This window comes from Sinisalibacter lacisalsi (assembly GCF_014640115.1).
GTDB lineage: Bacteria > Pseudomonadota > Alphaproteobacteria > Rhodobacterales > Rhodobacteraceae > Sinisalibacter > Sinisalibacter lacisalsi.
The window spans coordinates 345,327-369,543 of sequence record NZ_BMGI01000006.1 but is presented as its reverse complement, the minus strand read 5'-3'; the positions used below and the strand labels follow the sequence as shown (position 1 = coordinate 369,543).

Genomic DNA, 24,217 nt, shown 5'->3' with positions numbered 1-24,217 from the left:
CAAGCACACGAACAACGGCATGCTGTCGCCCGTTGACTTCGAGATCAGACAGCAGAAACTCAACGAGGCAGGTGTCTAGGAAACTAGGGGCACCTCATGTCTTTGTCGGACTTGCTGCTGAACAGATGCTGATAGGCCTTCGGCCGGAATGCGTAGCTGAATTGGGACCAGAGGGTGCGATCAATCTCATCTGTAACGCCAAGGGGGCCTTCACATGGACCGGGGACATAATGGGTGCCGAATGCCCAATCCCATACGCCAAAAACTGTCGCGAAGTTACGACCATGAGCGACCTCGTTCGCAGAATGGTGCCAGCGATGCATCGCGGGCGAGACGAGGATGATGTTCCACTTGCCATAGGTCCAAGGCAGATCGGCGTGTATGAAGAAACCATAGTAATGGCGTACAAGCGAGTTGGCTACGATCGCGTATGGCGGCAGGCCAAGGATCAGAAGCGCGCTGGAATCAATTGCGAAGGTCGTCAGCCGATTGATCGGATGGAATCGCTCCAACGACAGCCACGTCATCTCCGTATCGGAATGGTGCACCGCGTGGGACGGCCACAGGAGTGAATTATGTTCGAACCGGTGACGCCAATAGCCGACCAAATCGCCCATGACAACGGCTACGACAATTACCCCCAGAACCGGCCAATCTTGCCATGTTCCAGGCGAATAGAGGACCAGTCCAGTAGAGTGCCAGAAGCTCGACAGGAACGTCGAGGCAAACACAATGACAGGCACGGTGACGACGAGATTGAACAGCATGATTTGAATGTTCAGTCCAGTTTCCCGCATGGCGCGGCGGATGTCGCCAAACAACGCTTTTCGCTTCACTAGATAACCCAGGCACAGAAAAAATAGCGCCGGGCCCAGCATTCCAAAACCGGCGAATTTAACCGCACTCAAGGAACTCAACAGGAATTCTTGAAGCCAATCCATGTTCTGAACCTACCTTTCAAAGTAATTTATGGACAGTGTAGCTTTCAAATGTGTCAAGATATTGGTGCACGCCAAAATGAGTCTGGATGAGACAATAATATCGGCTTTTGTTTGGCCCCGACCGAACCCATGCGGTGTAGAACGGTTGTGCGGATTCTGTGCCGATAGAAGATCGCTTCTGGAGCACTTTCGATTAGGGTTCGCACTTGCGGTGTATTCACACTCTCCGCCCTTCATGACGTGCCCTGCCCAGAACTGCCGATTATTTTTAGGCGATTGTATATTTGACAAACCCATGATGTGAGCGGTAGCGTGTCCTCCATTCGATGGAGGATTTTCTGTGAACCAAACGATCATAGATGCGATCAACGAAAGGCGCACCCTCACCTTCTTCTATCACGGGGAGCGCCGCGTGGTTGAACCTCACTGCTATGGCGAGGACACTAAGGGGCACGACGCTTTGCGAGCCTATCAGCTTGGCGGGAAGGGCTGGAGGTTTTTTCACGTTCGCGACATGGAAGGTGGCCTGTCGCTGGGGAGTGTGTTTCCTCGTGCCCGACCGGATTACAAGCGCAATGACGAGATGATGGATCGGATTTACGCGCAGTTGTGAAACCGCAAGTGCAAGGCCCAGCCGGATACGCTGGCAAGTTGTGAACGGCGCAGTCTGAGGCGTGTCCGCATGACATAGGTAACATCATACCCCAAATAATTGGGGTATTCAACTACCTCAACCGTCTCTCTTGCCGCCCTTAGGCTTCTGCTTCACCAGCTCCTTGAGGCGTTCTTCGAACTTGGCCTCGTCGTCGTCCGTCTCTAGCTGGCGGGCGGCTTCCTTGAACTTGTCTAATTGACTCTTTTTGTCGTCAGGTGTTCCCATGTGTAATGCCTAATATTTCAGAACCATACGAGTATGTTCTCTACATTGATGAGGCCGGGGATGACGGCCTTAAACGTGTAAAGCCTATAGATCAAAACGGCGGAAGTGAATGGCTATGTATCGGCGGGCTGTTGATACGCTCGCAATACGAGAAGGAGACGGTCGGCTGGGTCAAAGACATCCGCACGGATATAAATGCCACCCAAGGCCCGGCGCTGCATTACCGGGATCTGTCCCCAACTAAGCGACGACGTGCTTGCGAATTGTTGGCAGACTACCCATGCAGGTTTTTTGCGGTCGCATCGAACAAGAAGAATATGCGCGGCCACAACAACTCTCGCGCGGCCAAGCGCGGCGGCAAGCAGTGGTACTATAACTATTGTGTGCGGCTCCTGATGGAGCGCGTTACCGACTTCTGCTTGAGAGACAGCGTAAAACGTTTCGAAGAGCCGCGTTACGTGAAGGTGATATTCAGTGCGCGCGGTGGACACTCTTACGGCCAGACAAAGGCATATTGGGAAGTGCTCAAGGCGCAAGCAACGGGCGGGTCCACCTTCCTAAACAAGCGAGAGATTGCGCACCAGGTGCTCAGATATGGTTTGGTCGAGTATGTCCCCCACTACAGCATTGCTGGCCTACAACTGGCGGATGCTGTAGCAAGTTCCTTCTACCAAGCTGCGGATGCCATGGGGCCAAAATGGGCGATCGAGCCAGCCATAGCGCTTGAGCCAAGAATGGGCCGGGAGGCCGGTGTCATAGCTGACTATGGGCTAGTATTGCAGCCTTCCCCGCCGTGGAAGGCGAGGCTGACCGATGACCAAAAACTGATTTTCGAACACTATGGCTATCGGTTTTAGGGCGCGTGGGCCCCGGCCCCAAGTTGCCTCAAGTCTGGTAGGCTGTCATCCATTGGGACAACCGTACTTGAAGCCGCCGGAGCCGCTTGCTGCGCTCCAACATGGGGAGTATTCCGGCGTTTCCCACGCGCTGAATCTTCGCATATGCGGTGGAATCTGTCACCAGAATTCTGCATTCCCGCGACATCTATTTTTCTTTCCGCTTATCTGGCAAAATCAGTCCGATTATAGGTCAATCGCCTGCCAACCACAGCGCGCAACGCGATCTCGCCGCGCTCCGCATCTTCCACGCCATTGGCCAAGCGGTTGTTATAGCGGAATTCAAACTCAGCCGCGTAGCGGTGCAGGTGCTTCTTGCTGCAATGCTGATAGACGCCCTTCATGCCGCGCTTGAAGATGCTAAAATATCCCTCAATTGTGTTGGTGTGGATCATCGGGTTATCGCGGCGCACGTACTCCTTGGCGCGGTGCTGGACCGTCTGGTGATCCGCATAGTCCTTGCCAAGCGCCTTGTACCAACCCGCTTCGTCGGTCATGAGCACGGCCTCACGGGCAAGGTTCGCTTCTAGGATCGGGCGAAGCGTCTTCTGGTTGATGTTGTCCAGAACGAAGTTGCGGGCAGTGCCGCTGTTGCGATCCACCAGCGTGACGAGCTTTTGTTTGTGATGGTAGTGGCGCTGGTTCTTCTTCTTGCGGCGCTCAGGATCGTTGCCAATGAAGGTCTCGTCAACCTCAACCATGCCACCACCAGCACCGAAATCAAAGTCACCATCGGTGCGCATGGCCTCACGGATACGGTGAGACATAAACCATGCGCTCTTGTGCGTGATTTCGAGGACGCGGTGCAGTTGGTGACTGCTGATGCCCTTCTTGCTGGACACCATCAGGTGGATCGCTTGAAGCCACTTGTGCATGGGAATGTGGCTTTCTTCAAAGATCGTGCCCTTGCGAACCGTGAACTGCTTGCGGCATTCGCGGCACTTCCACAGGCCGTGGCGCTCGACGCCTTCCGGGTTCTTCTTGCTCGGCTTGGAGCGAACGCCAGTCAGGGGATAGGCACGATCCACCACGCCGCAATGCGGGCAAACCGGACCATCGGGCCAGATGATGCTTTCAACGTGCGCAAACGCTGCGGCTTCGTCGTGCATGTAGGCTTTGCTAAGAACGGACATGGCGATTTCCTCAACTACTTGACTCCAATGTAGGAATCTACAATGGGTTTGTCAAGTATACAATCGCCTATTTTTAACGCTGATGCCGGGAAATTAGCCGAATATGGCGCGTCCTGTTCTCCGAAGCGCCGTCAGGCCGGAGCATTCGCGGTGTCGGAGCCATTGATCGGACGACTTTCCTTAGATGGCATTCGACACCTTGGGGGAAAAAGAGGTTCTATCATCCCACACCGACTGGTTTTTACCATTCGCTTTGGCTTGGAGTAAAGATTTATCAGCAATCTCGAACGCGGCTTCCAATCTCTGAGGCTTCTGATTCCAATACACACCGATACTTGTTGTCAAACTCAAATCGATATCAAATCCTTCCTTTCCAAATTTAGCAATGGATTCCTGGATTCGATCAACTATCTTTGTCACATCGCTGACACTTATATCAGGGAGGCACAGAATAAACTCGTCTCCCCCAAAACGGGCGGACAGATCGCCGTCACGAATGCTGCGCTGAAGAATCTTGGAAACGCCAACTAAAACTCTGTCACCGACAGTATGCCCGTGAGTGTCGTTGACTTTTTTGAAGTGATCCAAGTCAATTATTATGACTGCTATGCCCGAAGATGTCCGAGACAACACAGAGTTCTCGTACTCCTTATCAAAAGCTCGACGATTCATCGCGCCAGTCAATGGGTCATAAGAAGCTTGATTGAGCAATTTTCTCTCTCGCTTTTCCTGATGGCGGTGGCGTTCAAGCAAGCCACCCAAGACCATTGAGCCCAAGATATTTGTCGCAATTAAAACCGGAACTGCTGTCATGAAAATTTCCTGCCAATGATCACGAGGCAGCAAGAATGTAGAGAGGTAGGACATGCTGATAGTCAAACCTAAAATGATGAAGTGCACTTCACGCTTGCGCTCTGCATTCCGTGTATAATGCCTCCAGACGAGTCCTGCACATCCAGCAACAAAGAGCGAAAAAACGCAAACGTTAGCCGATGGGGCTGCCTGATAGTATCTTGTAGTAGCGGCAAAAAGAAAAGTTATTATACCAGCCAATGGACCAAAAATCGCCGCAGCAATACCAACAAATAGGTTACGTGGATCGTTCTGGACCCCGCTTGCGTGCATGATCGGTTGAAGGGAGACGAGTACAGCACCTGCACCAAGGATCATACCAGCAAATTTTTGTTGAATTATGCTATGGGAAGCCAATTTGAACGCGCCATAAAAGGCAACCGCTATTAATGCCATTAATCCGGCCAAGTTCAGTATTGATATGAGATATTGCGACGTCATCACAGAGTTTTTCGAGAAAATCGATTTACTGTCGTTCCAAATATTGCAGGGTTTCGGCGCTTCAAGAATTTAGAGATTGTGATGACAGGTTTGTTCATTTACTTCTCCTATTTTTGTTCTGTTGAGGCAGTGAAAACTCACAGGTCTTGATTTGCTTAGAACTCTGTTGCTGAACTTGATCATGTTTTACGACTTCTGAATACTGTCCAGATGGACGGTCCCTGACTGCTGCAAGCTGACCAGATGGGTAGGCTCGCGTCTGCTGTCCGCGGGCAATTTTACCGAGTCGGTGGAGGCGCTGCTGGACCCGATTGCCAAGGGTCTGTCCGCCAAGACCATCATGCGGCTGAAGGCCGACTGGTGGAAGGACGATGACGCTTGGCAGGGAGTCGCCTTGCAAAGTTGAGGCGGTGGGCCGTGCCGATTGGGCGCATTCAGGCCGCTCCGCCCGTTCGCGTCCGCCTCGATGCTGCGGGGCAAGGTCCGCTTGAGGTGGGGCATCGCTGCGTTGCTTTCGCAATACGTCGGGGCCTTCGGCCCGGCTGGGCCAAGGGCGAGCAGCCTGCTACAACATCGCCACGACACCTGCGTCGGTCGCCGTCAACAGGAGGTAGCCGGCCCGCGACGACGGCAACGTCACGCGCCATGATGCTGATGGCGAAGATGGCGATTGGCAGTCCGATCAATGTTCAAGGCCTTCCGGTCATGGGCACCTGACATAGCCGAAGTCGACCGAGCTTCCGTCCAACATCTTGTGGACGGCTGACACCGAGACACGCGGACAGCAGCCTGGCTCTTTCGAAAAAGGGTCGAGCATGCTGCGCGATGCACGAACGGCAGGTCTGGTGTAGCCGCACCGCGGCGTTCAACGGTGACCTCGAAGTGCGGTCTGGGCCGGAACCGACGGCCCCCCAGAACCTGGCTGCTTGGGCGCCCCGCGACGCCGCAAGTCCACGCCGAGCCCTCAGCATACCCCGGTAACCTCTCTCGCGTTTGCGTGTGCAGCGTTGCGCGCCCCGTCGGGGCGCGTCCACAGCCGCCATTCGTGGTTGGCGCAGAGAACGTTTGAAACCCAAAGCGGATCTGAGAGGGCTCAGCGTCGTTCATGACCGGATTGTCTTGAGGAATTCCTGGAAATGAAAGTTCAGGGCAGCGTCAGAGAGCTGGTGATCCACGACCCGCCCCTCCAACTTGGCGTAAAGGGAGTTGACGAGTCGGTGGGCCACTCGATCGGCTGATCTCCCTGATGCAGGAGAACGACGCGGACGAAGAGGCGCGGGCAAGCGAACGTGGGCTATCTGGGTCCGAGGCAGAAATCCTCGATCGTTTTTTTTTGAAGATCGGGTGAATTCATTGGCAAGCACCAAACACAGCAAAGAATGCGGAGGGCAGGACGATGACGGAGCGAGTTGATCTACGGGAAGCCCTGAGGGCGCTACTTTGGCAGGACTTGTCGAGTTTCATCCAGAGAGCCTTCCTCGAGGTCGATCCGGGCAGCGCCTATTTGCACAATTGGCACATTGACGCGATCGCGCACCAGCTGGAACGAATTGCCCGGGGCGACATCAACCGCCTCATTATCACGATGCCGCCCCGCTCCCTGAAGTCGATCGCCGCCTCAGTGGCTTTCCCGGCCTGGCTGCTGGGGCAGAACCCACGATTGCGCATTCTCGCCGTGTCCTACGCCGAAGCCCTCGCTGACAAGCTCGCGATGGATTGTCTGAAAATCCTAGAGGCGCGCTGGTACCGGGAGGCCTTCTTGCCGGGGCTCTGGAAGTTTGGAGCCTCAGACTAAGGCCACGAAGCAACTCTGGTTCGAAACAGTAATCTGCTCCACCAGGGGCGGAAAACTCTCCAAGGACAGGGAAAAGCTGTCGGACGGGGCGGCGGTGGGATCGTGCGGATTGGGAATGTCGATGCGGATCAGATCATCGCCCTCATGCGCCTTTTCGATCCCTGCGGCGCAAAACACGGTGGCGCGACCGCCCATCCACAGGTCGCGCAGCATCGGGTCTGCGGATCGCATGGTCTCCTGCCGCGTCGAATCGAGCGCCGCGTAGGGCACGGCCTCGACCTCGATCATGACCTCATCGCCTCGTCCGGCCCGGAAGGGAGATCCGGTGACCCAGGCATCCCGGTCCAGATCCACAACGAAGATATTGGAGAATGGCAAGCCCGAGCCGCGCTGCAACCCGAAGGTTTCATACGCAAAGTACCGACCGTCATCCGAGACCCCGACGATCCGGTCGTGCGTGTAAGGGCTTGCGTCGGATCTGCCGGCCAGCAAACCCATGCTGAACGCGAAAAAAAGCCGCCATCCACCGCAGGATGCCGTGTCTCTCGCGGTTCGGCGCCAGCCTTGCGTTAGACATGGTCTTCCCTTTCATAATCTGGGCGGCGTCTGACAACTTTCTTGACTGTCATCGCTCCTGCCGCAGCGCAATTTGTCCATCCGTATCGATGTAGATGTAATGTGCGTCGTCGTAGTGAGGCAGACCGCTGGTAAAATACTGTCCCTCACAGGTCTCGCCGTCGTCGGCCACGACGAGACGGACCAGCCCGTTGTGGAACTCGGGCCTTGTTCGCGGGTCGCAGACCTTGATGCCGTCAAGGTCATCGGGAACGAAGGCCACTTCGCCTTCAGTGTTCACGTAGACGAACGCGCGACTGCCATCAGCCGCTTCCGCCAAGACAGGTGCCAGCCCGTCGTGAAAGGCGCCCGCCGAGTCGATGGGGGCGACCCTCGGCTTTGCACCGTCAACACCGGCGAAAAGGACACGCTGAAAGGCGAAGTCGCTTGCGGTCATGAAAGCCCCCTCGAAAGGTCTCGGTGCGACATAGGCCAGTCCATCCGAGAAGGGTTCCGCGTGATCGAGCGTCCATTTTCCCGGCAGTTGCAACTGCCCGTCGGGCGAGATGAAGCCTGCCATCCCGTCGTCCACGCTAGCGGGGGCCAGGCCGTCGGAGAAATTTCCGGCGTCGGCAAACTCCGCCTCGATCACGACGGTGCCCTCAGGATCGATCCAGCCATGCAGGTCGCCAGGCGAGGCATCTTCCCGAAACCAGGCCAGACCCTCCGAGAAGGAACCAAAGGCACGGATGTCGCGCGACCGGAGCGCCTCAGGTCGTTCCTCGCGCCAGTAGGACTTGCCATCGCGGTCAATGAAGAATGTCGGTTGTGATCTGTCGGTGAATATATTCGCCACCGTGCAGCCTTCCGAATAGGACGCGAAAGGCGAGGTCGCCCAGCGTTCCTCGCCGATCGTTTGCACCGAAGCGCTCTCGAACTCCTGCGGGACGATGTAGTCACCCTCGCGGTCGATGATGCCCCAGGCATGCTGACCGCCGACCATGGCCCGGCCCTCGTGGAAGTCCTTGACCCGGTCCCATTGCGGCGGGATTTGCCAGGTACCGTCGCGGTCGACGTAGCCCCATTTACCGTCTTTCGGCATCGGATAGAGAGGGTCTCCCGCGACTTCCACCGGTTGTCCACAGGGCAGCGGGCCCTCGCCGGCTTCCATAGCGCCACGCGCCGGCGCGACGTTTGCCACATGCTCAAGCAGCGGGCCGGCACATTGATCAGCACCATCGCGCTTCGTCAGGCAACGTTCCAAGGCGCCGAGGATGGTCTCTTTCGATGCGTCATCGGGATCGACCACGAAGGTCAGCGGCTTGTCCACAAAGGCAGGATCGGGGTTCTCCGAAAAGGCGAATGAGATCTGACAGGACTCTCCGACCGACCCGACGACGCTGTACTCGCCCTCCGCGCCAAGTCCGGCGGGGTCCTGAACGCGAAAGCTGGCGGGATCGCAGGCCCTGACCGCCTCGACGAAACAGGTTTGGTCGGTGCATTGCACGTCGGCTTGCGCGAATGCGCCGTTTCCGATGACAAGAAAGCCGATTACAGTTTTTGAAAGACGTGTCTGTCGCATGTTTTCCCTTCCAGATGCGGATGGTCATTCATCAAAGGCCAAGCCTTCGCGAAGCTTTGGACCTGTGTCCGTGGTGCGGCTAGCCACAACGCCGCCGATGTCAATTGCCTCTTTAACTCATGTCTCCGGGTGGTCGCCGTGCAACCGGTCGATGATGCGGCGGGCCTTGGCTATGTCGTCGAAGACCCCGTGCAGGTCGTCCTCGATCTCGTCCGCAGGTGTGGTCAGCTTGCCCAAGGCGAGGAAGTCGTCGTCGCGCTGGAGCGCCAGAAAGAACGCCTCGTCATGAAATCCCGCTTCAAGCCCCTTGGCCCCGCGACGCCCGCCTTCGGACTTGGCGATTTTCACGAAGCTGTCCAGAAACGCGGGCGGCAATACATTCATGGCCATGTCTGGGTCGTCGGAATGGACTTCGAACAAATCCTCGAAGGCCGCGTGTCCGGTCTCAACCCGGGGCAGGTCGCGGCCCGCACCGCCAAACATGCCCATCAACTTGTTGCCCATGCCATAGTCACGGGCGATCAGGATGCGCCCCGGGATCGGGTCGGGCACGCCGATCCGCATTAAGAGCCCCTTGAACTGGGTGCGTGATGACCTGTCGCTGTTATCGTTGTCCGCGTTCGTGCTGCTTTGGCTCTTGTCGTTGATCAGCTTTGCCTCAACGATCTCGAAGGGCACATCGCGGTAGGTCCCTGCCAGCCGGTCGCTGACCTCCGACTTCGAGAAGCGCCGGATCACGCCCAGTTTCTGCATCCTTTCCAGCGGAAAGCCTTTCAAGGCGTTGCGATCATGGGTCAGGTCGCCCAGAAAATCGCAAACCACGGGCATCACGTCCCTGGCAGCCGACCCGCTCCAACTCTCCGCCTGACGTTTCCACAACAGGAAGGCTGCGACGGCACCGAAGGCCAGCGGAACGCCGAAGCCCACAAGCGCGCCCGCCAGCCCGTCCGAGCCCGAACCGAAAAGCAGGAACAGCACCCCAAGCGCCGCACCTGCCGCCAGAGCGATTGCGGCGTGACTCTTTGCTTTGGCCAGGACAGCCTGTCGTTCTTGTTCCAGTTCGTTCAGGCGGGGAGCGATGCGCGCCCTGTAGACTGCGGCAAAGCCGGCCTCGATCGGGCTGTGTTCGGTGAAATCTGACAAGTGCTCCCCCATGCTACGTGTCTGGTTCGATCTCCTCTTGACCTTCGGTACCGCAGACAACGCAGGCAGCGTTGCACATCGAAAACTGTCAAACAACAGGTCGGCCCCCGGAAATGAAATCGCGCTGTCCACGAGGGTCTGCACCGGCCGTCCCACGCATGCAACACCGACGGACGGCAGGAAGCGATTGAAAAAACGAGAAAATGAGGTGAGACTGACAGTGGAAAACGGGTGCTGGCCGCCACGTCCGACCAAGGAGGTCACCTTCACCGTGCGGGTCTGAACGCCAACAGAACCCATGGATGACGGTGAAGCGACCCCGCCCGCCAACTGATGGAGGGACACATGGCAATCACGAATTATGCACTTGCCGCGACCGCGCTCATCACCGCTTTGGCGGCGCCCGCCAGCGCAGAGGATGGCGACACTCTTTGTGGAATTTCCGGTGCCGCGGCGCTCGAGGCGGTTTCAACTCAACTCGAAGGCCAGTGGGTCAGTGAGGCCAAGGCAGGCTACGTGATCATGGGGCCGATGGTGATGCCCCACGGTGCCAAGGCCTCGGCAGATACAGGGCGTACCGAGCTGCGCGACGGGCGCCTGACCATCTTTTCCAACAACCCGGAGGGCATCGATCTCGCACTGGATTGGGAAACCGGTGTCGATTGGAGCTTTGACGCACAGCCATCGCTGCCAGATGGCCATACGGCAACGAACGTGCCCGATCTGGAGATTGACGACAACGACATCGAAATACTCACGGACTGCGCCGTGAATGACCTGCCACGCCTCGTCGGCGCGGACAGCATGACGGTCGATGGCGTGTCGATGACCTTTACCATCCGACTTATCGTCGTGGACCACGATATGCTCTATGGCTTCCAACAGGTGCATGGAGTCGCCCGTGGTCAGCAAATCGTGGAACGGCGCCCGATCGTCATGCACCGTTGAACCGCTGAACATTGCTGGCGACGTGGTCCGCCTAAAGTGAGTCTTGGCGATCCAGCCGCGGTGCAAAGGCGCCCTGTTGTGGACTTCGAAAGTTGTTCCCAACGGCCGGGATTTGAATTGCCACCGTCTTGCGAAAGGATCCCGGTTCGCCTTCGGTGGATCGGCGGATGAGGCGGGGGCGGACTTTCCAGACCTTTGCCGCAACTGAGGCAACTGTCGCGACCGGCCCAAAGCCGCCGCTCGCCAAGGTGACCGGCTCTGCAGCGCAGCTTCACCAGACCGGCCATTCGTGCATCGTGCAGCATTTTCGGAGGGTGAAGGTTGGCAGAGCGGGACGAAGTGTGAATTCGCTGCGGTTGCGCCAATGGCCGCTTTCAACTTTAGAGAGGCGGAACCAAAAAGCCGTCTGAGGTGCCCCTAGATTTGTAGACGCTTTGCCCCCTTACTTTGAGCCGAGGAGGCGACCATGGGTACAAGCAACTACAGCGACGAGTTCAAGCGGGACGCGGTGCATCAGATCACGGTGCGCGGGTATCCAGTTCGGGAGGTGTCCCGACGCTTGGGGGTCAGCAAGTATTCTCTCTACAAGTGGCTGAAGCTGTTTGGGGAGCCTGTCAGGCGGGGCCGCACCCGAGCGGATGGCGATGCCGAGCAACACCGTGCCCTACCACCCGGCGGCGGTGCGCTTCTACGAGGAGAAAGGCATCTGGAGCGAAGAGAACGCCGCGCGCGACGCTTCGCTGCAGTAACCGCATCGCAACAGGAAGGCTTTTGCCGTGAAACCCGCATTTGTTGCCGCCGCGATTCCGGCGATGGGAATACTTTGCCTGCTCAACGTTCCGGCCGCGCTCGGGGTCGTCCTGATCACCGAGCAGTATCTCGCCGCGATTCTCGGTGTGGGGGTTCTCGCGGGCCTTCTCGCCAGGCCCCATGCCGGGGCCTGGCGCTGGGGCGACCTCGCGCTGGGCCTGGCCGCGCTGGCAAGCTGGCTCTGGCTGGCGTGGAGCTATGAAGACTGGCTGCTGACGGCGCATATCCGCACGACCGACAAGTGGCTGCCCGCGATCATCGCCATCGCCGGCACCGTCGAGGCGACCCGGCGGCTGGCCGGGCGGGCGCTCGCCATTCTGACGCTTCTGTTTCTTGCCTACGGCTTTCTTGGCTGGATGGCGCCGGGGCTGTTCCAGGGTGCCTACCTGAAGCCCGCGCGCTACCTGCTTTATATCTACAATGACACCAACGGCATTCCGGGCCTCGTGCTCAACGTCGGCGCCACCCAAATTCTCGGGTTCATCATCTTCGGCGCCACACTGAACGCGGTTGGCGGCAGCGAGGCGATGACCCGGCTGGCGCTGGCGCTGATGGGCCACAAGCGCGGTGGGCCGGCCAAGGTGGCGATCCTTGCCTCGTCGCTGTTCGGCACGCTGTCGGGATCGACGGTGGCCAACGTCATGTCGACCGGGATCGTGACCATCCCGATGATGAAGAAATCGGGCTTTCCGCCGCGCTATGCCGGCGCGATCGAGGCGGTCGCCTCGAACGGCGGCCAGATCGCGCCGCCGGTGATGGGGGCGACCGCCTTCGTCATCGCCGAGTTTCTTCAGGTTTCCTATGCCTCCGTCGTCATCGCGGCGCTTCTGCCCGCGGTGTTCTATTATTACCTGCTCTACCGGCAGGTCGACCGCTATGCCGCCTATCACGGCATCGAGGGCGAGCCGCGCGAAAACCTCCCGAAACTGGGCGCTGCGCTGCTGGCGGCCTGGCCGCTCATCGCGCCGATCGGGGTTCTGATCTGGTTCCTGTTCTTCCTGGGCTACTCGCCGGGCAAGGCCGCGCTCTACTCCTCGGCGGCGGCGCTGGCGCTATACTTCGTCATGTCCGCCCGCAAGGGGCTCAAGCTCGGGGTGATCTGGCAGATCCTCACCGCGGCGGGCACCACGCTGGTGCCGGTTCTCCTTGTCTGCGCGGTGGCGGGCGTGGTGATCGGCACGATCAACGTAACCGGGCTTGGCTTCAGCCTGACGATGGCGCTCGGGCGGATCGCGGAGCTTGGCGGCCTGATGGCGCTCTTGGTGGCGACGGCGGCGCTTGCGGTGCTGCTTGGCGTCGGGATGCCGACCACCGGCGTCTATGTCATCGTGTCGGTCCTGCTGGCGCCCGCGCTGATCCGCTTTGGCGTGACCGAGATGTCGGCGCACATGTTCATCTTCTACTTCGGCCTCCTGTCGATGCTGACCCCGCCGGTCGCGATCGCCTCCTATGCCGCCGCCTCGATTGCCAAGTCCGACATGTGGGAGACGGGGCTGGTCGGCGTGAAGCTGGCGATCATGGCCTATCTTCTGCCCTTCGTCTTCGCGCTGAACCCGGCGCTCCTGATGGACGGCACCTGGACCGAGATCGCGGTATCGGCGGCGACGATCCTGACGGCGGGCTACCTGCTGGCCGAAGTGCTGGCCTCGCCCCGCGCTTTCGGCGGCGGCGTGCGGCGGCTTGGCGCGGGGGCGGCCGCGCTTGCCGTCGGGGCCATCACCGCCATCGTGCCGCCGGCCTCGCCGATTGCCATCGCTATCGCGGTGGCGGGATATCCCGCCGCCGTTCTTCTGATGCGCCTTTCCGGCGCGCCCACCCCGCGCTCGCCGAGCGCGCAAAAGGAGCCAGTCCATGAGTGAACGCTACCCCCCGATGCCGCCCCGCAATCCCAATCCGCCCTACAAGCGGATCGCGACCGAAGAGGCATGGCTTCCGCCCGAGATCATGACGCTCTACCTCAAGGGGCTTGAAGACGGGTCGATCAGCGACCCGGGCTTCCAGAGCCTGTGGGGCTTCTTCGGTTCGTCCCGCACCGAGAAGGCGCGCGCGCACTCGCGTCGGATCCAGACCCTCGGCGAGGAGCGGATCGCCGACATGGATGCCTCGGGGATCGACATGCAGGTGGTTTCGCTGTCGGCGCCGGGCGTGCAGGTGTTTGACCCGGCCCAGGCCAGCGCGCTGGCGCGCAGTGCCAACGACCAGCTGGCCGAAGGGATCGCGGCCCACCCCGACCGCTACGTCGGGCTGGCCGCCTTCAGCCCGCTGGACATCGGCGAGGCAGAGAAGGAACTCGAGCGCGGCGTTTCCAAGCTCGGCCTGCGTGGCGGCATTCTCAATTCGCACACGCTGGGCACCTATCTCGACGACGAGAAATACTGGGGCCTGTTCGAGGCCGCCGAGGCGCTCGACGTGCCGATCTACCTGCACCCGAACACGCCCTCGCCGCAGATGATCGAGCCCTTCCTCAAGCGTGGTCTCGACGCGGCGGTCTATGGCTTCGCCAGCGAGACGGGGCTGCACGCGCTGCGCCTCATGGTCTCGGGGCTGTTCGACCGCTTCCCCAAGCTCCAGATCGTGCTGGGCCATTGCGGCGAGGCGCTGCCCTACTGGCTCTATCGCATCGACTACATGCACGGCCATATCTCGAAGTCGGATCGTTACGCCGGCGTGCAGCCGCTGAAGCGACGGGCATGGGACTACCTGATCGACAACTTCTATTACACCTCGAGCGGGATTGGCTGGGCGCCGCCGATCAAGTTCGTGCAAGAGGTGATCGGGCCGGAGCGGATGCTCTATGCCATGGATTACCCGTGGCAGTTCGTCCCCGAGGAAGTGGGCGCGCTCGACGCGATGGACATCTCGGCCAAGCATCTGAAGATGTTCTACGAGGACAATGCGCGCAAGCTGTTCAAGATCTGAGACATCGGGGCCCGGGGGGCGCTGCCCCCCGACCACCTCTCACGCAGGCCGCGATCGCCATCGAGATGGCTGGTCGCGGCCTGCGTCTTCAACGCCGGGCGGCGACGCTCAGGCGCGGGTGGGTTTCCTTCATCCGCAGGATCAGCCAGAGGCCGGAGCCGGCCATCGCGATCGCGGTGAACCAGAAACCGGCCTCGAGCATCCCCGCCGCATCTGCGATCAGCCCCATGGAGAGGGCGCCGATGGCGTAGCCAAGGTCACGCCAGAACCGGTAGACGCCGAGCGCCGAGCCGCGCCACGACGGGTGCGCGATGTCGCCCATCGCGGCGATCAGGGTTGGATAGAGCAGTGCCATGCCGACACCGGTGACCGCGGCCGCAGCCGCCCAGCCGGTGACCGTCGCCAGCATGGGAAATGCCAGGACCCCGCCCGAGCAGAGGAAGAACCCGGTCACCGTCGGCCACTTGCGCCCGACGAGATCGGAGAGCGGCCCGGTCCAGAGCTGGCTGCCACCCCAGACGAAACCATAGATCCCGGTGACCCAGCCGATCTCGATCAGGCTCGCGCCCTGCGCCACCATGAACACCGGCACCAGCGCCCACATCAGCGCGTCGACGAACTTTTCGACGCTGCCCGCCTGTGCCAGCGCCATGAAGGTCGGGTTGCGCCAGCTGACCAAGGCGAAGATCTGGACCGACGTGGGGTTGTCGGGCCCCTCGACGTAGGCCGCGCGCGGTCCCGCTGTCGCACCTGTTGCATGGCGCGCCGCTTCGGCCCGGGCGTAGGGGAGCGTTTCGGTGAAGGCCAGCAGGGCGGCCAGGAGCGCCAGCAGAATGACCGCGAGACCGAAGACGAACAGGCTCGTCCGCGGATCGAAATAGCTGGCGAGATAGCCGGTGACCAATCCCGCCAGAGCCACGCCGCCATAGCCCGCGAATTCGTTGAACCCGGTTGCCAGCCCGCGCTCGGAGCCCTTCACGATATCCATCTTCGCGGTCACGGTCATCGACCAGGCGAAGCCCTGGTTGACGCCGAGCAACACGTTTGCGGCAACGATCCAGCCCCAGTTCGGCGCGAACAGGATCATGAACGGGATTGGCAGGGCGGCGATCCAGCCCCAGATCAGAACGCGTCGCCGCCCGATCCGCTCCGAGATCCGGCCCGAGACGAAGTTCATCGCCCCTTTCACGATCCCGAACGAAACGATGAAGGCGAAGATCGCCGTCATCGAGCCCTGCACCACTCCGAACTCGCTTTCGGCCAGCGCGGGGATCACCGTCCGCTGAAGGCCGATCGTCAGGCCGACGAAGAAGACCTGCAGCAGTTGCTCGAGGAACGGCCGCAGGTTTTCGCGGATGCCGAGGGTGTAACTCATGTGTCGCGCTCCCGGCTGTCGAGCGCATGGCCGCTCGCGGGGCCGCGGACGGGCTGCGCCAGCATCCGGTCGAGCCAGAGGTCACGCGGGGTGCGGAACTGCTCGATGCCGATTTCCATGCCGTGGTGCCCCTTCGCGGGCTGGGCGATGTAGGTGCCGAGCAGGCGATCCCACCAGGGCAGGTTGAAACCGTAATTCGAGTTGGTTTCGCGGGGGTCGGAGGAATGGTGCACCCGGTGCATGTCGGGCGTGACCACGATGAGCCGCAGAACCCGGTCGACCGGGCGCGGCAGGTTTATGTTGGCGTGATTGAACAGCGCCGTGGCATTCAGGATCACCTCGAACAGCAGCACCGCCACGGCGGGCGGGCCGAGGGCCGCCACGACCGCGAGCTTCACCCCCATGGAAAGCAGGATTTCCACCGGGTGAAAGCGCAGGCCCGTCGTCGCGTCGAAATCGAGATCGGCGTGGTGCATCCGGTGCAGCCGCCAGAGCCCCGGCACGGCGTGGAACATCACGTGCTGGAGGTAGATCGCGAGATCGAGCAGCAGCATCGACGCCACGATCGCGAGCCACAGCGGCGCGTCGATGTTGTTGAAAAGCCCCCAGCCGCCCTCTTCGGCCAGAACCGCCAAACCGACCGCGAGGATCGGAAAGCTGAGCCGAAGGATAAGGGTATCGAGCACGACGAGCCCGAGATTGTTGGTCCAGCGCAGAACGCGGGGAATGTAGCGGCGGCGGCGCGGCGCGGCCGCCTCCCACAGCGCCATGGCGAGCAGGACTCCTAGGAACGCGGCAAGGCGGATCGTCGGTTCGGCCGACATGATGGTGTCTGACATGGCGGCACTCGCGCGGTTGAGGGTTGTGGGAGCCGGGGGAATCGTTACATTCAAGTAAGTGCTTGAATGAAGTATCATCCGGAGATGCCCCGTGTCAAACAGCCCGAAGGCCGCCCTGCTCGACGAATACGCGCTGGTGGCCCGCGCCTTGTCCTCCCCGGCGCGGCTGCTGATCCTCGAACAACTCGCGCAAGGCGAGCGCGGGGTCGAACCGCTGGCCGAGAAGACCGGCCTGACCATCGCAAATTGCTCGCAGCATCTGCAGCACCTGCGCCGTGCCGGCCTTGTGACCAGCCAGCGCGCAGGCAAGGCGGTGATCTACCGGTTGACCGATGCCGAGGCGCTCAGGCTGATGGACCTTTTGCGCGTGGTGGCCGAGCGCAATCTGGCCGAAGTCGAGCACATCCTGCGCGGGCTTGCGGGCGGCGAGGAGCGGCCCGAGCCGGTGAGCCGGGATGCGCTGGCCCGGCGGCTGGCCGAAGGCAGCGTGACCCTGCTCGATATCCGCCCGCCGGATGAATTCGCCGCGGCACACATTCCGGGCGCGCGCAATGCCACGCTGGCCGAGCTGGAGGAGATCATCGCCGGGCTCGACCGCGCAACGGAGGTCGTGGCCTATTGCCGGGGCCCTTACTGCATTTTCGCCCATCAGGCCGTCGCGGCGCTTCGAAAGCACGGGCTTGACGCGCGCCGCATGGAGGGCGGTTTGCCCGAGTGGCGGGAAGAGGGACGGCCAGTGCTGATGAGCGAGGGCTGACCGCCGTGGCTGCGCCGGTGCGCGTCAGTTGACGGGCAGGGCGCTGTCCTTGCGGAGTGCCTCACGCACGCGGCTGAACTGGCACGGCAAACCCGGTTTTCACGCGGTCCATCACGGCGCTGGTGCGAAAGCGCAGGATGTTGTCTTCGGCAAAGAACTGGCGCCGGGTGAAGTCTTCGTAATCGGCCATGTCGCGGGCCGACAGGATCAGGATGAAATCGGCGTTTCCGGTGACGTAATAGCATTGCATCACTTCGGGCGCGGCCTGCATCCGGGCCTTGAACCGGTCAAGATCGGCCTTGCGCTCGTTTTGCAGCGTGACCTCGACGATCAGGAACAACCCGCGCCCGACCTGGGCGGGGTCGAGCACGGCAATCTCGGCCTCGATCACGCCGGAGGCGCGCAACCGCGCCAGACGTTTGCGGCAGGCGTCGGGCGAGAGCCCCACCTGGAGCGACAGGGCCTCGGCCGTCAGCCGGGCGTTGTGCTGCAGGGCATCGAGGATGACGGCATCGAATCTGTCCATGCGCCGCAGACTGGCGGAAAATCCGTTTGAGCCGAAGGCATTTCCCGCAATGGGGCCGAAAAACCGTGTCAGGCACCAGAAATGCGCCGAAAACCGGCTTGTCCCTGCGGGGGATTTCGAAGAAACGCGCACTCCTCCGGGCTAGACTGGCGCAAAGGGCGAAAGAGGGAAAACATGCCGAACCTATTGCAGAACCCGTGGCGTGGTCAGGGCCTGGCACTGGATGCGCCGATGCCCCTCGACAGCGCCGATGGCGTGGCGCGACTTCTGGCGCAATGCCCGGCCCATGTGCCGACGCCGCTGCGCGACGTGCCCGCGCTGGCCGGCGACCTCGGGGTGGCGCGGCTTGTGCTGAAGGATGAACGCGCGCGCATGGGGCTGGGCAGTTTCAAGGCGCTCGGCGCGGCCCATGCAATCGCGCGCGAGGCAGCGGCGACAGGCGCGCAGGACTGGGGCCGGGCCTTGAGCGGGCGGGTCTATGTGACGGCGAGCGCGGGTAATCACGGCTTGTCGGTGGCGGCGGGGGCGCGGCTGTTCGGTGCGCGCGCGGTCATCTACCTGGCCGAGACGGTACCCGCGGCCTTTGCCAACCGGCTGGCGGCCAAGGGCGCTGAGGTTGTCCGCGCGGGCGCGAGCTATGAGGAAAGCATGGATGCGGCCGAAGCCGCCGCAGAGACGCAGGGATGGACGCTTCTGTCCGACAGTTCCTGGCGCGGCTATACCGAGCTGCCCCTGCGAGTGATGGAAGGCTATCTGCAACTGGCCGAGGAAGCCGCCAGCCAGATCGGGCCGGCGCCCAGCCATATCCTGTTGCAGGCCGGCGTGGGCGGGCTGGCCGCCGCCGTGGCGGCCCATGCGCGCCGGGTCTGGGGCGACGGGCCGCAGGTTATCGTTGTCGAACCCGATGCCGCCCCGGCCCTGATCGAGAGCATTCGCGCCGGGGCCATGGTGGACACACGGGGGCCTGCGTCCTGCATGGGGCGGCTCGACTGCAAGACGGCGTCGCTGATCGCGCTCAATGGGCTGGCGCGCGACGCCGATCTCTTCCTCACCATCACCGAGGACGAGGCGCGGAGAGGGGCGGCGGAGCTGGCGGCGCGGGGGCTGGCAACGACGCCCTCGGGTGGCGCAGGGGTCGCCGCCCTGATCGCCGGGCTGGACCTGCCGCCGCAGGCACAGGTTCTGGCTTTCCTGACGGAAGGCCCGGAAGGTGGCTGAGCGCTCGCTGATCTTTCCCGCGGCGGAATACCGGGGGCGGACCGCCCGTCTGCAACAGGGCATGGAAGCGCAAGGGCTGGACGCGCTGCTGCTGACCGCTGCGGCGGATGTATTCTACGTCACCGGCTTTCTCACCCGTTTCTGGGAAAGCCCCGCGCGCCCCTGGTTCGTGGTGGTGCCACGCTCGGGCGATCCGGTGGCGGTGATCCCGGCGATCGGGGCGGACCTCATGGGGCGCACCTGGATGCCTGTGATCCGCACCTGGGAGGCGCCGGACCCGTTTGACGATGGCATCAGCCTGCTGACGGAAACATTGGCGGGGCTGGTGCCGGAGCGCGGCCGCGTTGGCCTGCCGATGGGTCTCGAAACGCATCTGCGCATGCCGCTGGCCGATTTCGAAACCTTGCGAAGCAGCCTTGCCCCCCGCGCCTTCGTCGATGCCACCGCCTGCGTGCAGCGGGTGCGCGAGATCAAGTCCGACGCCGAGATCGCGAAGGTTCGCGAGGCCTGTGCCATCGGCGCGCGCGCTTTTGCCCGGGTGCCGCAGTTCGCCGCGGAAGGCCGCCCGCTCGACGCGGTGTTTCGCGACTTCCAGGTCGCGCTTCTCGAGGCGGGGGCGGATTGGGTCAGCTATGTCGCGGGCGGTGCGGGGCCGGATGGCTATGGCGATGTGATCTCGTCCGCCGGCCCCGAACAGCTGGCGCGAGGCGAGGTTTTGATGTTGGACACCGGCGCGGTGAAGGATGGGTATTTCTGTGACTTTGACCGGAATTTCGCCATCGGCCGCGCCACCGATGCCGCGCGCCGCGCCCATGCCGCGCTCTGGCAAGCAACCGAGGATGTGGTGAAGCTCCTGCGCCCCGGCCTGCGCGCCTGCGATGTGCATCGGCTGCTGCGCGACGCGCTCAGCCGCCATGGCGCTACGGTATCGCGCGGGCGTCTCGGCCACGGGCTTGGCGTTGCGCTGACCGAGTGGCCATCGTTCACCCCGCGCGATGAGACGCCTTTGCGCGCCGGCATGGTGCTTTCGCTGGAACCTTGTTGCGAAACAGGGGACGGGCGCATCATGGTGCACGAGGAGAATTTGGTGCTGCGCGAGGACGGCGCGGAACTGCTCTCGCCGCGTGCGGAGGCGGACTTGCCGGTGGTCGGCCGGTGAGCGCCTTTCGCGGCAATCTGCAGGGTGTTTTCCGCCATGGCCCGCTCGTGGCTCGGGCGGACGAGACGATCGAAGGGAGTTTTCGCCAGCTGTTTGCGTATGGGTCCGTGCGCCGGCCGGCGCAAACCTGGTACTCAACAAGATCGTCTCCGCGCGGATCGGGGTGAGGATGGTGCTGATTCCTAAAGCGAGAGGGGCGCCCCCGACCGCTGAACTACCAGCGATAGCCCACCGTGAGAGATCCGCCTAAATCCCGCGAACTGCGGGAATACTCCGCTTTGATCGCGCCATCGAAGTAGAGCCCGTTGGACGCGGCCATCCCCGCGTTCGCGGCCAGGATCAGCGAGTCTCTGTCCCGCGCCGCTCCGGATGCCGGGAAGGTCACGCCGGGTGCATTGACGAATGATCTTGTGCCCGGTTGGTTCGACGCGAACTCATGGGCCCATGCGGCGCGCAATCCGAATGTCGTCATCGCGCCTCCGTCGCGCTCGTTGACCCACTGCATGTCGAGCCCCAGTTCGCTGCGCAGCGAGGTCGTGGTGTGTTCATCATATTGCAGCGCGTAGCTTGATGTGCCCGAAGCGGCTGTTTCCGAAAAGGCATGCGTTGTGTAGGACTGCGCGCGCAACCCTGCAAAGGGCGTGAAATTGCCCATGTGGTAGCCGGCTTCGACATGCGCCGCGAAAGTGTCTGCCGTTGTTGCGCCGATCAGCCGATCCACGCCCGCAATCGTCAAGGTGCGGTCAGTGGTGATGTCGCTTCGCCCATAGGCAAGCGCAGCTTCAAGATAGCCCAAGTCCGTTGAGGTTTGACCGCGAAGCGCGACAAACAGCGTGTCGCTGGTGCCGGAGCCGAATCCGTTGCCCAGCGCGAAATTCGCCTGGTTCCAAGACAACGCGATGCCGATATCCGAGCTCGATCCGACCGCGTGATTCAAGCCGGCCGCAAACCCGAGGTTCTGCGAGGTGCGTTCCTGCAAGCCGCGGTTCGGATCGCCGTCGGTTACAGCGCGAGAGCCATAGGCGGACGCCCAGACATCCCATGGCCGTGGCTGCGCGGCCAAGCTCGCTGGATAGGCGAGCGCCGGGGCCACGGGGCCCGGCTGCGCGGCGCCGAGTTTGCCGCCATAGACCGCGTCGATCTTTTCCCTCACCATACCGGCCGGAATGCCGGGTTCGCTCGGCGCCATGACCTGGTTGCGCGGCCTGCTGCCTGAGCCCACCGCAGTGTCGAGGAAAGCGTTCATCGCCTGCATTCCCGTCGGCGCGACGCCGGTGACGACTTCGCCGGACAACTGGGCGAGGCTGAGGGCCAGTTCCTCGGCGGTCTGGGTGGCGGCCAGAATGGCAAAACCGATCGGCAGCACGCCGCCACCGGCCACATAATCCGACAGGGCTTCGGCAATGGCGAGTTCGTTTTCCGTAAGCTCGGACTCGTCGACGACCGTATCGAAATCATTGCCCGCGAGGGTGCAGATCCCGATCGTATTACTGTCCAGCGTCACCGAGCCGTTGCGCGCGTAGGCCGCGCCGCAACCGAGCGTGGCGGAGGTGTTCAACGAGATGCTCGTCAGCGCCACGAGCTGGCCGACAAGGTCGGCGGTCGTGTCCAGCGTCGCGGAACTTCCGATCCGGTAAAACACGTTGCCACCCTGCGCCCCGTTCTGCAGCACCACGGCGGAACCGCTTTGAGCGGTCAGTGTCGAGCCGATGTTGAAGATGAAGATCGCGTTCGGATCGCCGCCACCATCCAGCGTCAATGTCTGACCCGCCGAAATCATTGCGGATGTGTCGAAGTTGTAGACGCCCGGGGAGAGAACCATGCCGCCAAGATCCTGACCCGTCAGATCCCCACCGACCGAGGTCGTGCGGCCGGACAGGACCATGTAGAGAGTGGTCAGATCGTCCTGGATGCGCGCCGCCACGGCATCTCCGAGGTACGTCGCCCCGGTGTGCGTGACGCTGCCGGAGCCGGTATACGAGCTTCCCGGGCTGACCGCGATATCTCCGACGATCGTCGTCGGGCCGGTATTGGTCAGCGATTGGCCGGCAATGACGCCGAAGTCATACAACTCCTGCGCGGTGCTTTCACTGACCTGGGCGATGCTGAAGGGGATTGCGGCGAGTGCCGACGCGGCAACGACACGGAGTGATTTGGACATTTGAGACCGGCCCTCTTTACGAAACTCACTACTCGACGCATACAGCCCCAAGAATTAGTTAACTATAACAAACTTTTTGAATTCGTCAATCTAGTGCCGGTCAGTGATCGCGATCTTCCAAACGCATCAATGCATGTGCTTGATTGAATGGCACGATGCAGCCCTTGGAAGAGGGGCGTGGCTGCACCCGCGAAAGGCAGGACGGCCCCGGCTCCGAAAGGGCGCTCGCGAAGATTGAATGGTGGCGTTCGGGCAGTTGTGTCCGGGCCAAGCGCTTCCCGCGCTCCCGGGGGCTTCTTTCAAGGCGCTGGGGTGTCTTTTGGTGCGCGTGAATAGTGACGTTTTGTCGCGTTTTCTATTGACAGATTGGGGGCTGCCGGTGTTGGTAAGTATCGAATGGAGCTATCAAAAGAGTGTGTCGAACACACCGCAGATGTGCCCGCAGGGGGGTAATTGACGGGAATGTCTTCAGACACACCACTTTTCTACAAGTCAGTCGTGCCGCTCGATTCCCGGCGGCATCAGGGCCTTCGGCTTTCCCGCCCGGAGCGCCCGCTCGATTTTGCGCGGACCGCCAACGTGATTCCCGCGCTGGTCGACGAGTTCGAGCTCGCCGTCGATCTGCCGATTGCCTTTCTTCCCGGTGCCGATGGTCCCTCCGTGGTGTTCGTGACCGGAGCCGCGCCGGGCACCAATGCCTACATCTCCGAGGACGGCCTCTGGACCGGGGCCTACGTGCCGGCTTATCTGCGGCGCTATCCGTTCATCATCGGCGATGTCAACGAGACCGAATCGATCCTGTGTATCGACGAGACCTACGAGGGGCTTGGCGAGGAGGATGGCGAACGGTTCTTTTCCGAGGCCGGGGACCAGGAAGACACGCTGACGCGCGCGCTTACGCTCGCGCAGAGCTATCGCGATGCCGCGGTGAAGACGGAATCGTTCTGCGCGATGCTGAACGAGTTCGGCCTGCTTCAGGACGCCACGCTGGACACGACGGCCCCGGACGGGACGAAATCGGTCGTGACCGGCCTTTTGATTATTGACGAGACAGCCCTTGCCGACCTTTCGGCGAAGCGGCTGCAGACATTGAACCAGGCTGGGTTCCTCAAGGCGATTTACGCCCAGATCGCCAGCCTGCGCTCGGTTGAGAAGCTGAAACCCACCACCCCAGAGAAAGAGACTGCAAAGGGGAGAAAGTCCGCCTGACGTCCGTTTGGGCGGTTGAGTAAATTTCGCGGCTTTCCATGGCCGTTTTTTCTGATTTATCCCCTTTTTTTAGATTAT

The 24,217-nt window shown here is 61.7% G+C and carries 21 protein-coding genes and 1 pseudogene; 11 read left to right on the top strand and 11 right to left on the bottom strand.

The window, feature by feature from the left end:
* Nucleotides 1-83: 83 nt before the first annotated feature.
* The gene (locus IEW01_RS17515) at nt 84-941 is read right to left on the bottom strand and encodes a sterol desaturase family protein (RefSeq protein ID WP_229738340.1); all 858 of its coding nucleotides are present in this window, start codon (nt 939-941) and stop codon (nt 84-86) included.
* 340 nt (nt 942-1,281) lie between these two features.
* On the opposite strand from IEW01_RS17515, the gene IEW01_RS17510 reads away from it, so the two are divergent.
* Complete coding sequence (locus IEW01_RS17510; RefSeq protein ID WP_188530252.1) at nt 1,282-1,554, top strand: WYL domain-containing protein; 273 nt, start codon at nt 1,282-1,284, stop codon at nt 1,552-1,554.
* 117 nt (nt 1,555-1,671) lie between these two features.
* On the opposite strand, the gene IEW01_RS17505 is transcribed toward IEW01_RS17510, so the two are convergent.
* Entirely contained in the window at nt 1,672-1,821 is a 150-nt protein-coding gene (locus tag IEW01_RS17505) for a hypothetical protein (protein WP_188530250.1), read from the bottom strand.
* Between the two features lie 5 nt (nt 1,822-1,826).
* Between IEW01_RS17505 and IEW01_RS17500 the strand changes: the two genes are divergently transcribed.
* Entirely contained in the window at nt 1,827-2,678 is an 852-nt protein-coding gene (locus tag IEW01_RS17500) for a DUF3800 domain-containing protein (protein WP_188530247.1), read from the top strand.
* 203 nt (nt 2,679-2,881) lie between these two features.
* Here IEW01_RS17500 and IEW01_RS17495 read toward each other — a convergent pair whose 3' ends face one another.
* Nucleotides 2,882-3,850, bottom strand: coding sequence for an IS1595 family transposase (locus IEW01_RS17495; RefSeq protein WP_188530246.1), 969 nt, complete (start codon nt 3,848-3,850; stop codon nt 2,882-2,884).
* A gap of 180 nt (nt 3,851-4,030) precedes the next feature.
* Complete coding sequence (locus tag IEW01_RS17490; RefSeq protein ID WP_188530244.1) at nt 4,031-5,143, bottom strand: GGDEF domain-containing protein; 1,113 nt, start codon at nt 5,141-5,143, stop codon at nt 4,031-4,033.
* Between the two features lie 1,396 nt (nt 5,144-6,539).
* On the opposite strand from IEW01_RS17490, the gene IEW01_RS17485 reads away from it, so the two are divergent.
* Nucleotides 6,540-6,938: a hypothetical protein gene (locus IEW01_RS17485; protein WP_188530242.1), complete on the top strand. Its 399-nt coding sequence runs from the start codon at nt 6,540-6,542 to the stop codon at nt 6,936-6,938.
* Here IEW01_RS17485 and IEW01_RS17480 read toward each other — a convergent pair.
* The 3 genes from IEW01_RS17480 to IEW01_RS17470 form a co-directional block, all read right to left on the bottom strand.
* Complete coding sequence (locus tag IEW01_RS17480) at nt 6,930-7,436, bottom strand: DUF2259 domain-containing protein (protein ID WP_188530240.1); 507 nt, start codon at nt 7,434-7,436, stop codon at nt 6,930-6,932. The two genes, IEW01_RS17485 and IEW01_RS17480, sit on opposite strands and share 9 nt — an antisense overlap.
* A 127-nt stretch (nt 7,437-7,563) precedes the next feature.
* Nucleotides 7,564-9,075, bottom strand: a complete 1,512-nt coding sequence (locus tag IEW01_RS17475) for a WG repeat-containing protein (protein WP_188530238.1) — start codon at nt 9,073-9,075, stop codon at nt 7,564-7,566.
* A 117-nt stretch (nt 9,076-9,192) separates the two neighbouring features.
* Nucleotides 9,193-10,518 (bottom strand): DUF3137 domain-containing protein, encoded by a 1,326-nt coding sequence (locus tag IEW01_RS17470; RefSeq protein WP_188530236.1) that lies wholly within the window; start codon nt 10,516-10,518, stop codon nt 9,193-9,195.
* A gap of 45 nt (nt 10,519-10,563) precedes the next feature.
* Here IEW01_RS17470 and IEW01_RS17465 point away from each other — a divergent pair, with 45 nt between their 5' ends.
* From IEW01_RS17465 to IEW01_RS17450, 4 genes and pseudogenes are all read left to right on the top strand, one after another.
* Nucleotides 10,564-11,166 (top strand): hypothetical protein, encoded by a 603-nt coding sequence (locus IEW01_RS17465; RefSeq protein WP_188530234.1) that lies wholly within the window; start codon nt 10,564-10,566, stop codon nt 11,164-11,166.
* A 466-nt stretch (nt 11,167-11,632) separates the two neighbouring features.
* A pseudogene (locus IEW01_RS17460) lies at nt 11,633-11,765 on the top strand (transposase); the annotation flags it as partial.
* Between the two features lie 177 nt (nt 11,766-11,942).
* Nucleotides 11,943-13,835, top strand: a complete 1,893-nt coding sequence (locus IEW01_RS17455; RefSeq protein ID WP_229738339.1) for a TRAP transporter permease — start codon at nt 11,943-11,945, stop codon at nt 13,833-13,835.
* Nucleotides 13,828-14,895 (top strand): amidohydrolase family protein, encoded by a 1,068-nt coding sequence (locus IEW01_RS17450; protein ID WP_188530230.1) that lies wholly within the window; start codon nt 13,828-13,830, stop codon nt 14,893-14,895. The genes IEW01_RS17455 and IEW01_RS17450 overlap by 8 nt, the downstream gene beginning before the upstream one ends.
* An 88-nt stretch (nt 14,896-14,983) precedes the next feature.
* Here the strand turns inward: IEW01_RS17450 and IEW01_RS17445 are convergent, their stop codons facing one another.
* Both IEW01_RS17445 and IEW01_RS17440 read right to left on the bottom strand, forming a co-directional pair.
* Nucleotides 14,984-16,270 (bottom strand): MFS transporter, encoded by a 1,287-nt coding sequence (locus IEW01_RS17445; RefSeq protein WP_188530228.1) that lies wholly within the window; start codon nt 16,268-16,270, stop codon nt 14,984-14,986.
* Nucleotides 16,267-17,109 carry a sterol desaturase family protein gene (locus tag IEW01_RS17440; protein ID WP_188530226.1) on the bottom strand — a complete coding sequence of 281 codons (843 nt, stop codon included), beginning with the start codon at nt 17,107-17,109 and terminating at the stop codon, nt 16,267-16,269. The genes IEW01_RS17445 and IEW01_RS17440 overlap by 4 nt, the downstream gene beginning before the upstream one ends.
* 91 nt (nt 17,110-17,200) lie before the next feature.
* On the opposite strand from IEW01_RS17440, the gene IEW01_RS17435 reads away from it, so the two are divergent.
* Complete coding sequence (locus tag IEW01_RS17435; protein ID WP_188530224.1) at nt 17,201-17,866, top strand: ArsR/SmtB family transcription factor; 666 nt, start codon at nt 17,201-17,203, stop codon at nt 17,864-17,866.
* A 61-nt stretch (nt 17,867-17,927) separates the two neighbouring features.
* Here IEW01_RS17435 and IEW01_RS17430 read toward each other — a convergent pair whose 3' ends face one another.
* Nucleotides 17,928-18,392 (bottom strand): Lrp/AsnC family transcriptional regulator, encoded by a 465-nt coding sequence (locus IEW01_RS17430; RefSeq protein WP_188530221.1) that lies wholly within the window; start codon nt 18,390-18,392, stop codon nt 17,928-17,930.
* 174 nt (nt 18,393-18,566) lie between these two features.
* Here IEW01_RS17430 and IEW01_RS17425 point away from each other — a divergent pair, with 174 nt between their 5' ends.
* Nucleotides 18,567-19,610, top strand: coding sequence for a pyridoxal-phosphate dependent enzyme (locus IEW01_RS17425; RefSeq protein WP_188530219.1), 1,044 nt, complete (start codon nt 18,567-18,569; stop codon nt 19,608-19,610).
* Nucleotides 19,603-20,769 (top strand): M24 family metallopeptidase, encoded by a 1,167-nt coding sequence (locus IEW01_RS17420; protein WP_188530217.1) that lies wholly within the window; start codon nt 19,603-19,605, stop codon nt 20,767-20,769. Before IEW01_RS17425 ends, IEW01_RS17420 begins: the two co-directional genes overlap by 8 nt.
* 214 nt (nt 20,770-20,983) lie before the next feature.
* Here IEW01_RS17420 and IEW01_RS17415 read toward each other — a convergent pair whose 3' ends face one another.
* Nucleotides 20,984-22,930, bottom strand: a complete 1,947-nt coding sequence (locus IEW01_RS17415) for an ice-binding family protein (RefSeq protein WP_188530215.1) — start codon at nt 22,928-22,930, stop codon at nt 20,984-20,986.
* A 498-nt stretch (nt 22,931-23,428) separates the two neighbouring features.
* Here IEW01_RS17415 and IEW01_RS17410 point away from each other — a divergent pair, with 498 nt between their 5' ends.
* Complete coding sequence (locus IEW01_RS17410; RefSeq protein ID WP_188530213.1) at nt 23,429-24,139, top strand: SapC family protein; 711 nt, start codon at nt 23,429-23,431, stop codon at nt 24,137-24,139.
* Nucleotides 24,140-24,217 lie beyond the last annotated feature (78 nt).

Excerpts from the sequence above, each read along its gene's own strand:
- IEW01_RS17515 (WP_229738340.1), bottom strand. The coding sequence starts at position 941 with ATGGATTGGCTTCAAGAATTCCTGTTGAGTTCCTTGAGTGCGGTTAAA.
- IEW01_RS17505 (WP_188530250.1), bottom strand. The coding sequence starts at position 1,821 with ATGGGAACACCTGACGACAAAAAGAGTCAATTAGACAAGTTCAAGGAA.
- IEW01_RS17500 (WP_188530247.1), top strand. The coding sequence starts at position 1,827 with ATGCCTAATATTTCAGAACCATACGAGTATGTTCTCTACATTGATGAG.
- IEW01_RS17495 (WP_188530246.1), bottom strand. The coding sequence starts at position 3,850 with ATGTCCGTTCTTAGCAAAGCCTACATGCACGACGAAGCCGCAGCGTTT.
- IEW01_RS17490 (WP_188530244.1), bottom strand. The coding sequence starts at position 5,143 with ATGACGTCGCAATATCTCATATCAATACTGAACTTGGCCGGATTAATG.
- IEW01_RS17485 (WP_188530242.1), top strand. The coding sequence starts at position 6,540 with ATGACGGAGCGAGTTGATCTACGGGAAGCCCTGAGGGCGCTACTTTGG.
- IEW01_RS17480 (WP_188530240.1), bottom strand. The coding sequence starts at position 7,436 with ATGGGTTTGCTGGCCGGCAGATCCGACGCAAGCCCTTACACGCACGAC.
- IEW01_RS17475 (WP_188530238.1), bottom strand. The coding sequence starts at position 9,075 with ATGCGACAGACACGTCTTTCAAAAACTGTAATCGGCTTTCTTGTCATC.
- IEW01_RS17470 (WP_188530236.1), bottom strand. The coding sequence starts at position 10,518 with ATGGGTTCTGTTGGCGTTCAGACCCGCACGGTGAAGGTGACCTCCTTG.
- IEW01_RS17465 (WP_188530234.1), top strand. The coding sequence starts at position 10,564 with ATGGCAATCACGAATTATGCACTTGCCGCGACCGCGCTCATCACCGCT.
- IEW01_RS17450 (WP_188530230.1), top strand. The coding sequence starts at position 13,828 with ATGAGTGAACGCTACCCCCCGATGCCGCCCCGCAATCCCAATCCGCCC.
- IEW01_RS17445 (WP_188530228.1), bottom strand. The coding sequence starts at position 16,270 with ATGAGTTACACCCTCGGCATCCGCGAAAACCTGCGGCCGTTCCTCGAG.
- IEW01_RS17440 (WP_188530226.1), bottom strand. The coding sequence starts at position 17,109 with ATGTCAGACACCATCATGTCGGCCGAACCGACGATCCGCCTTGCCGCG.
- IEW01_RS17430 (WP_188530221.1), bottom strand. The coding sequence starts at position 18,392 with ATGGACAGATTCGATGCCGTCATCCTCGATGCCCTGCAGCACAACGCC.
- IEW01_RS17425 (WP_188530219.1), top strand. The coding sequence starts at position 18,567 with ATGCCGAACCTATTGCAGAACCCGTGGCGTGGTCAGGGCCTGGCACTG.
- IEW01_RS17415 (WP_188530215.1), bottom strand. The coding sequence starts at position 22,930 with ATGTCCAAATCACTCCGTGTCGTTGCCGCGTCGGCACTCGCCGCAATC.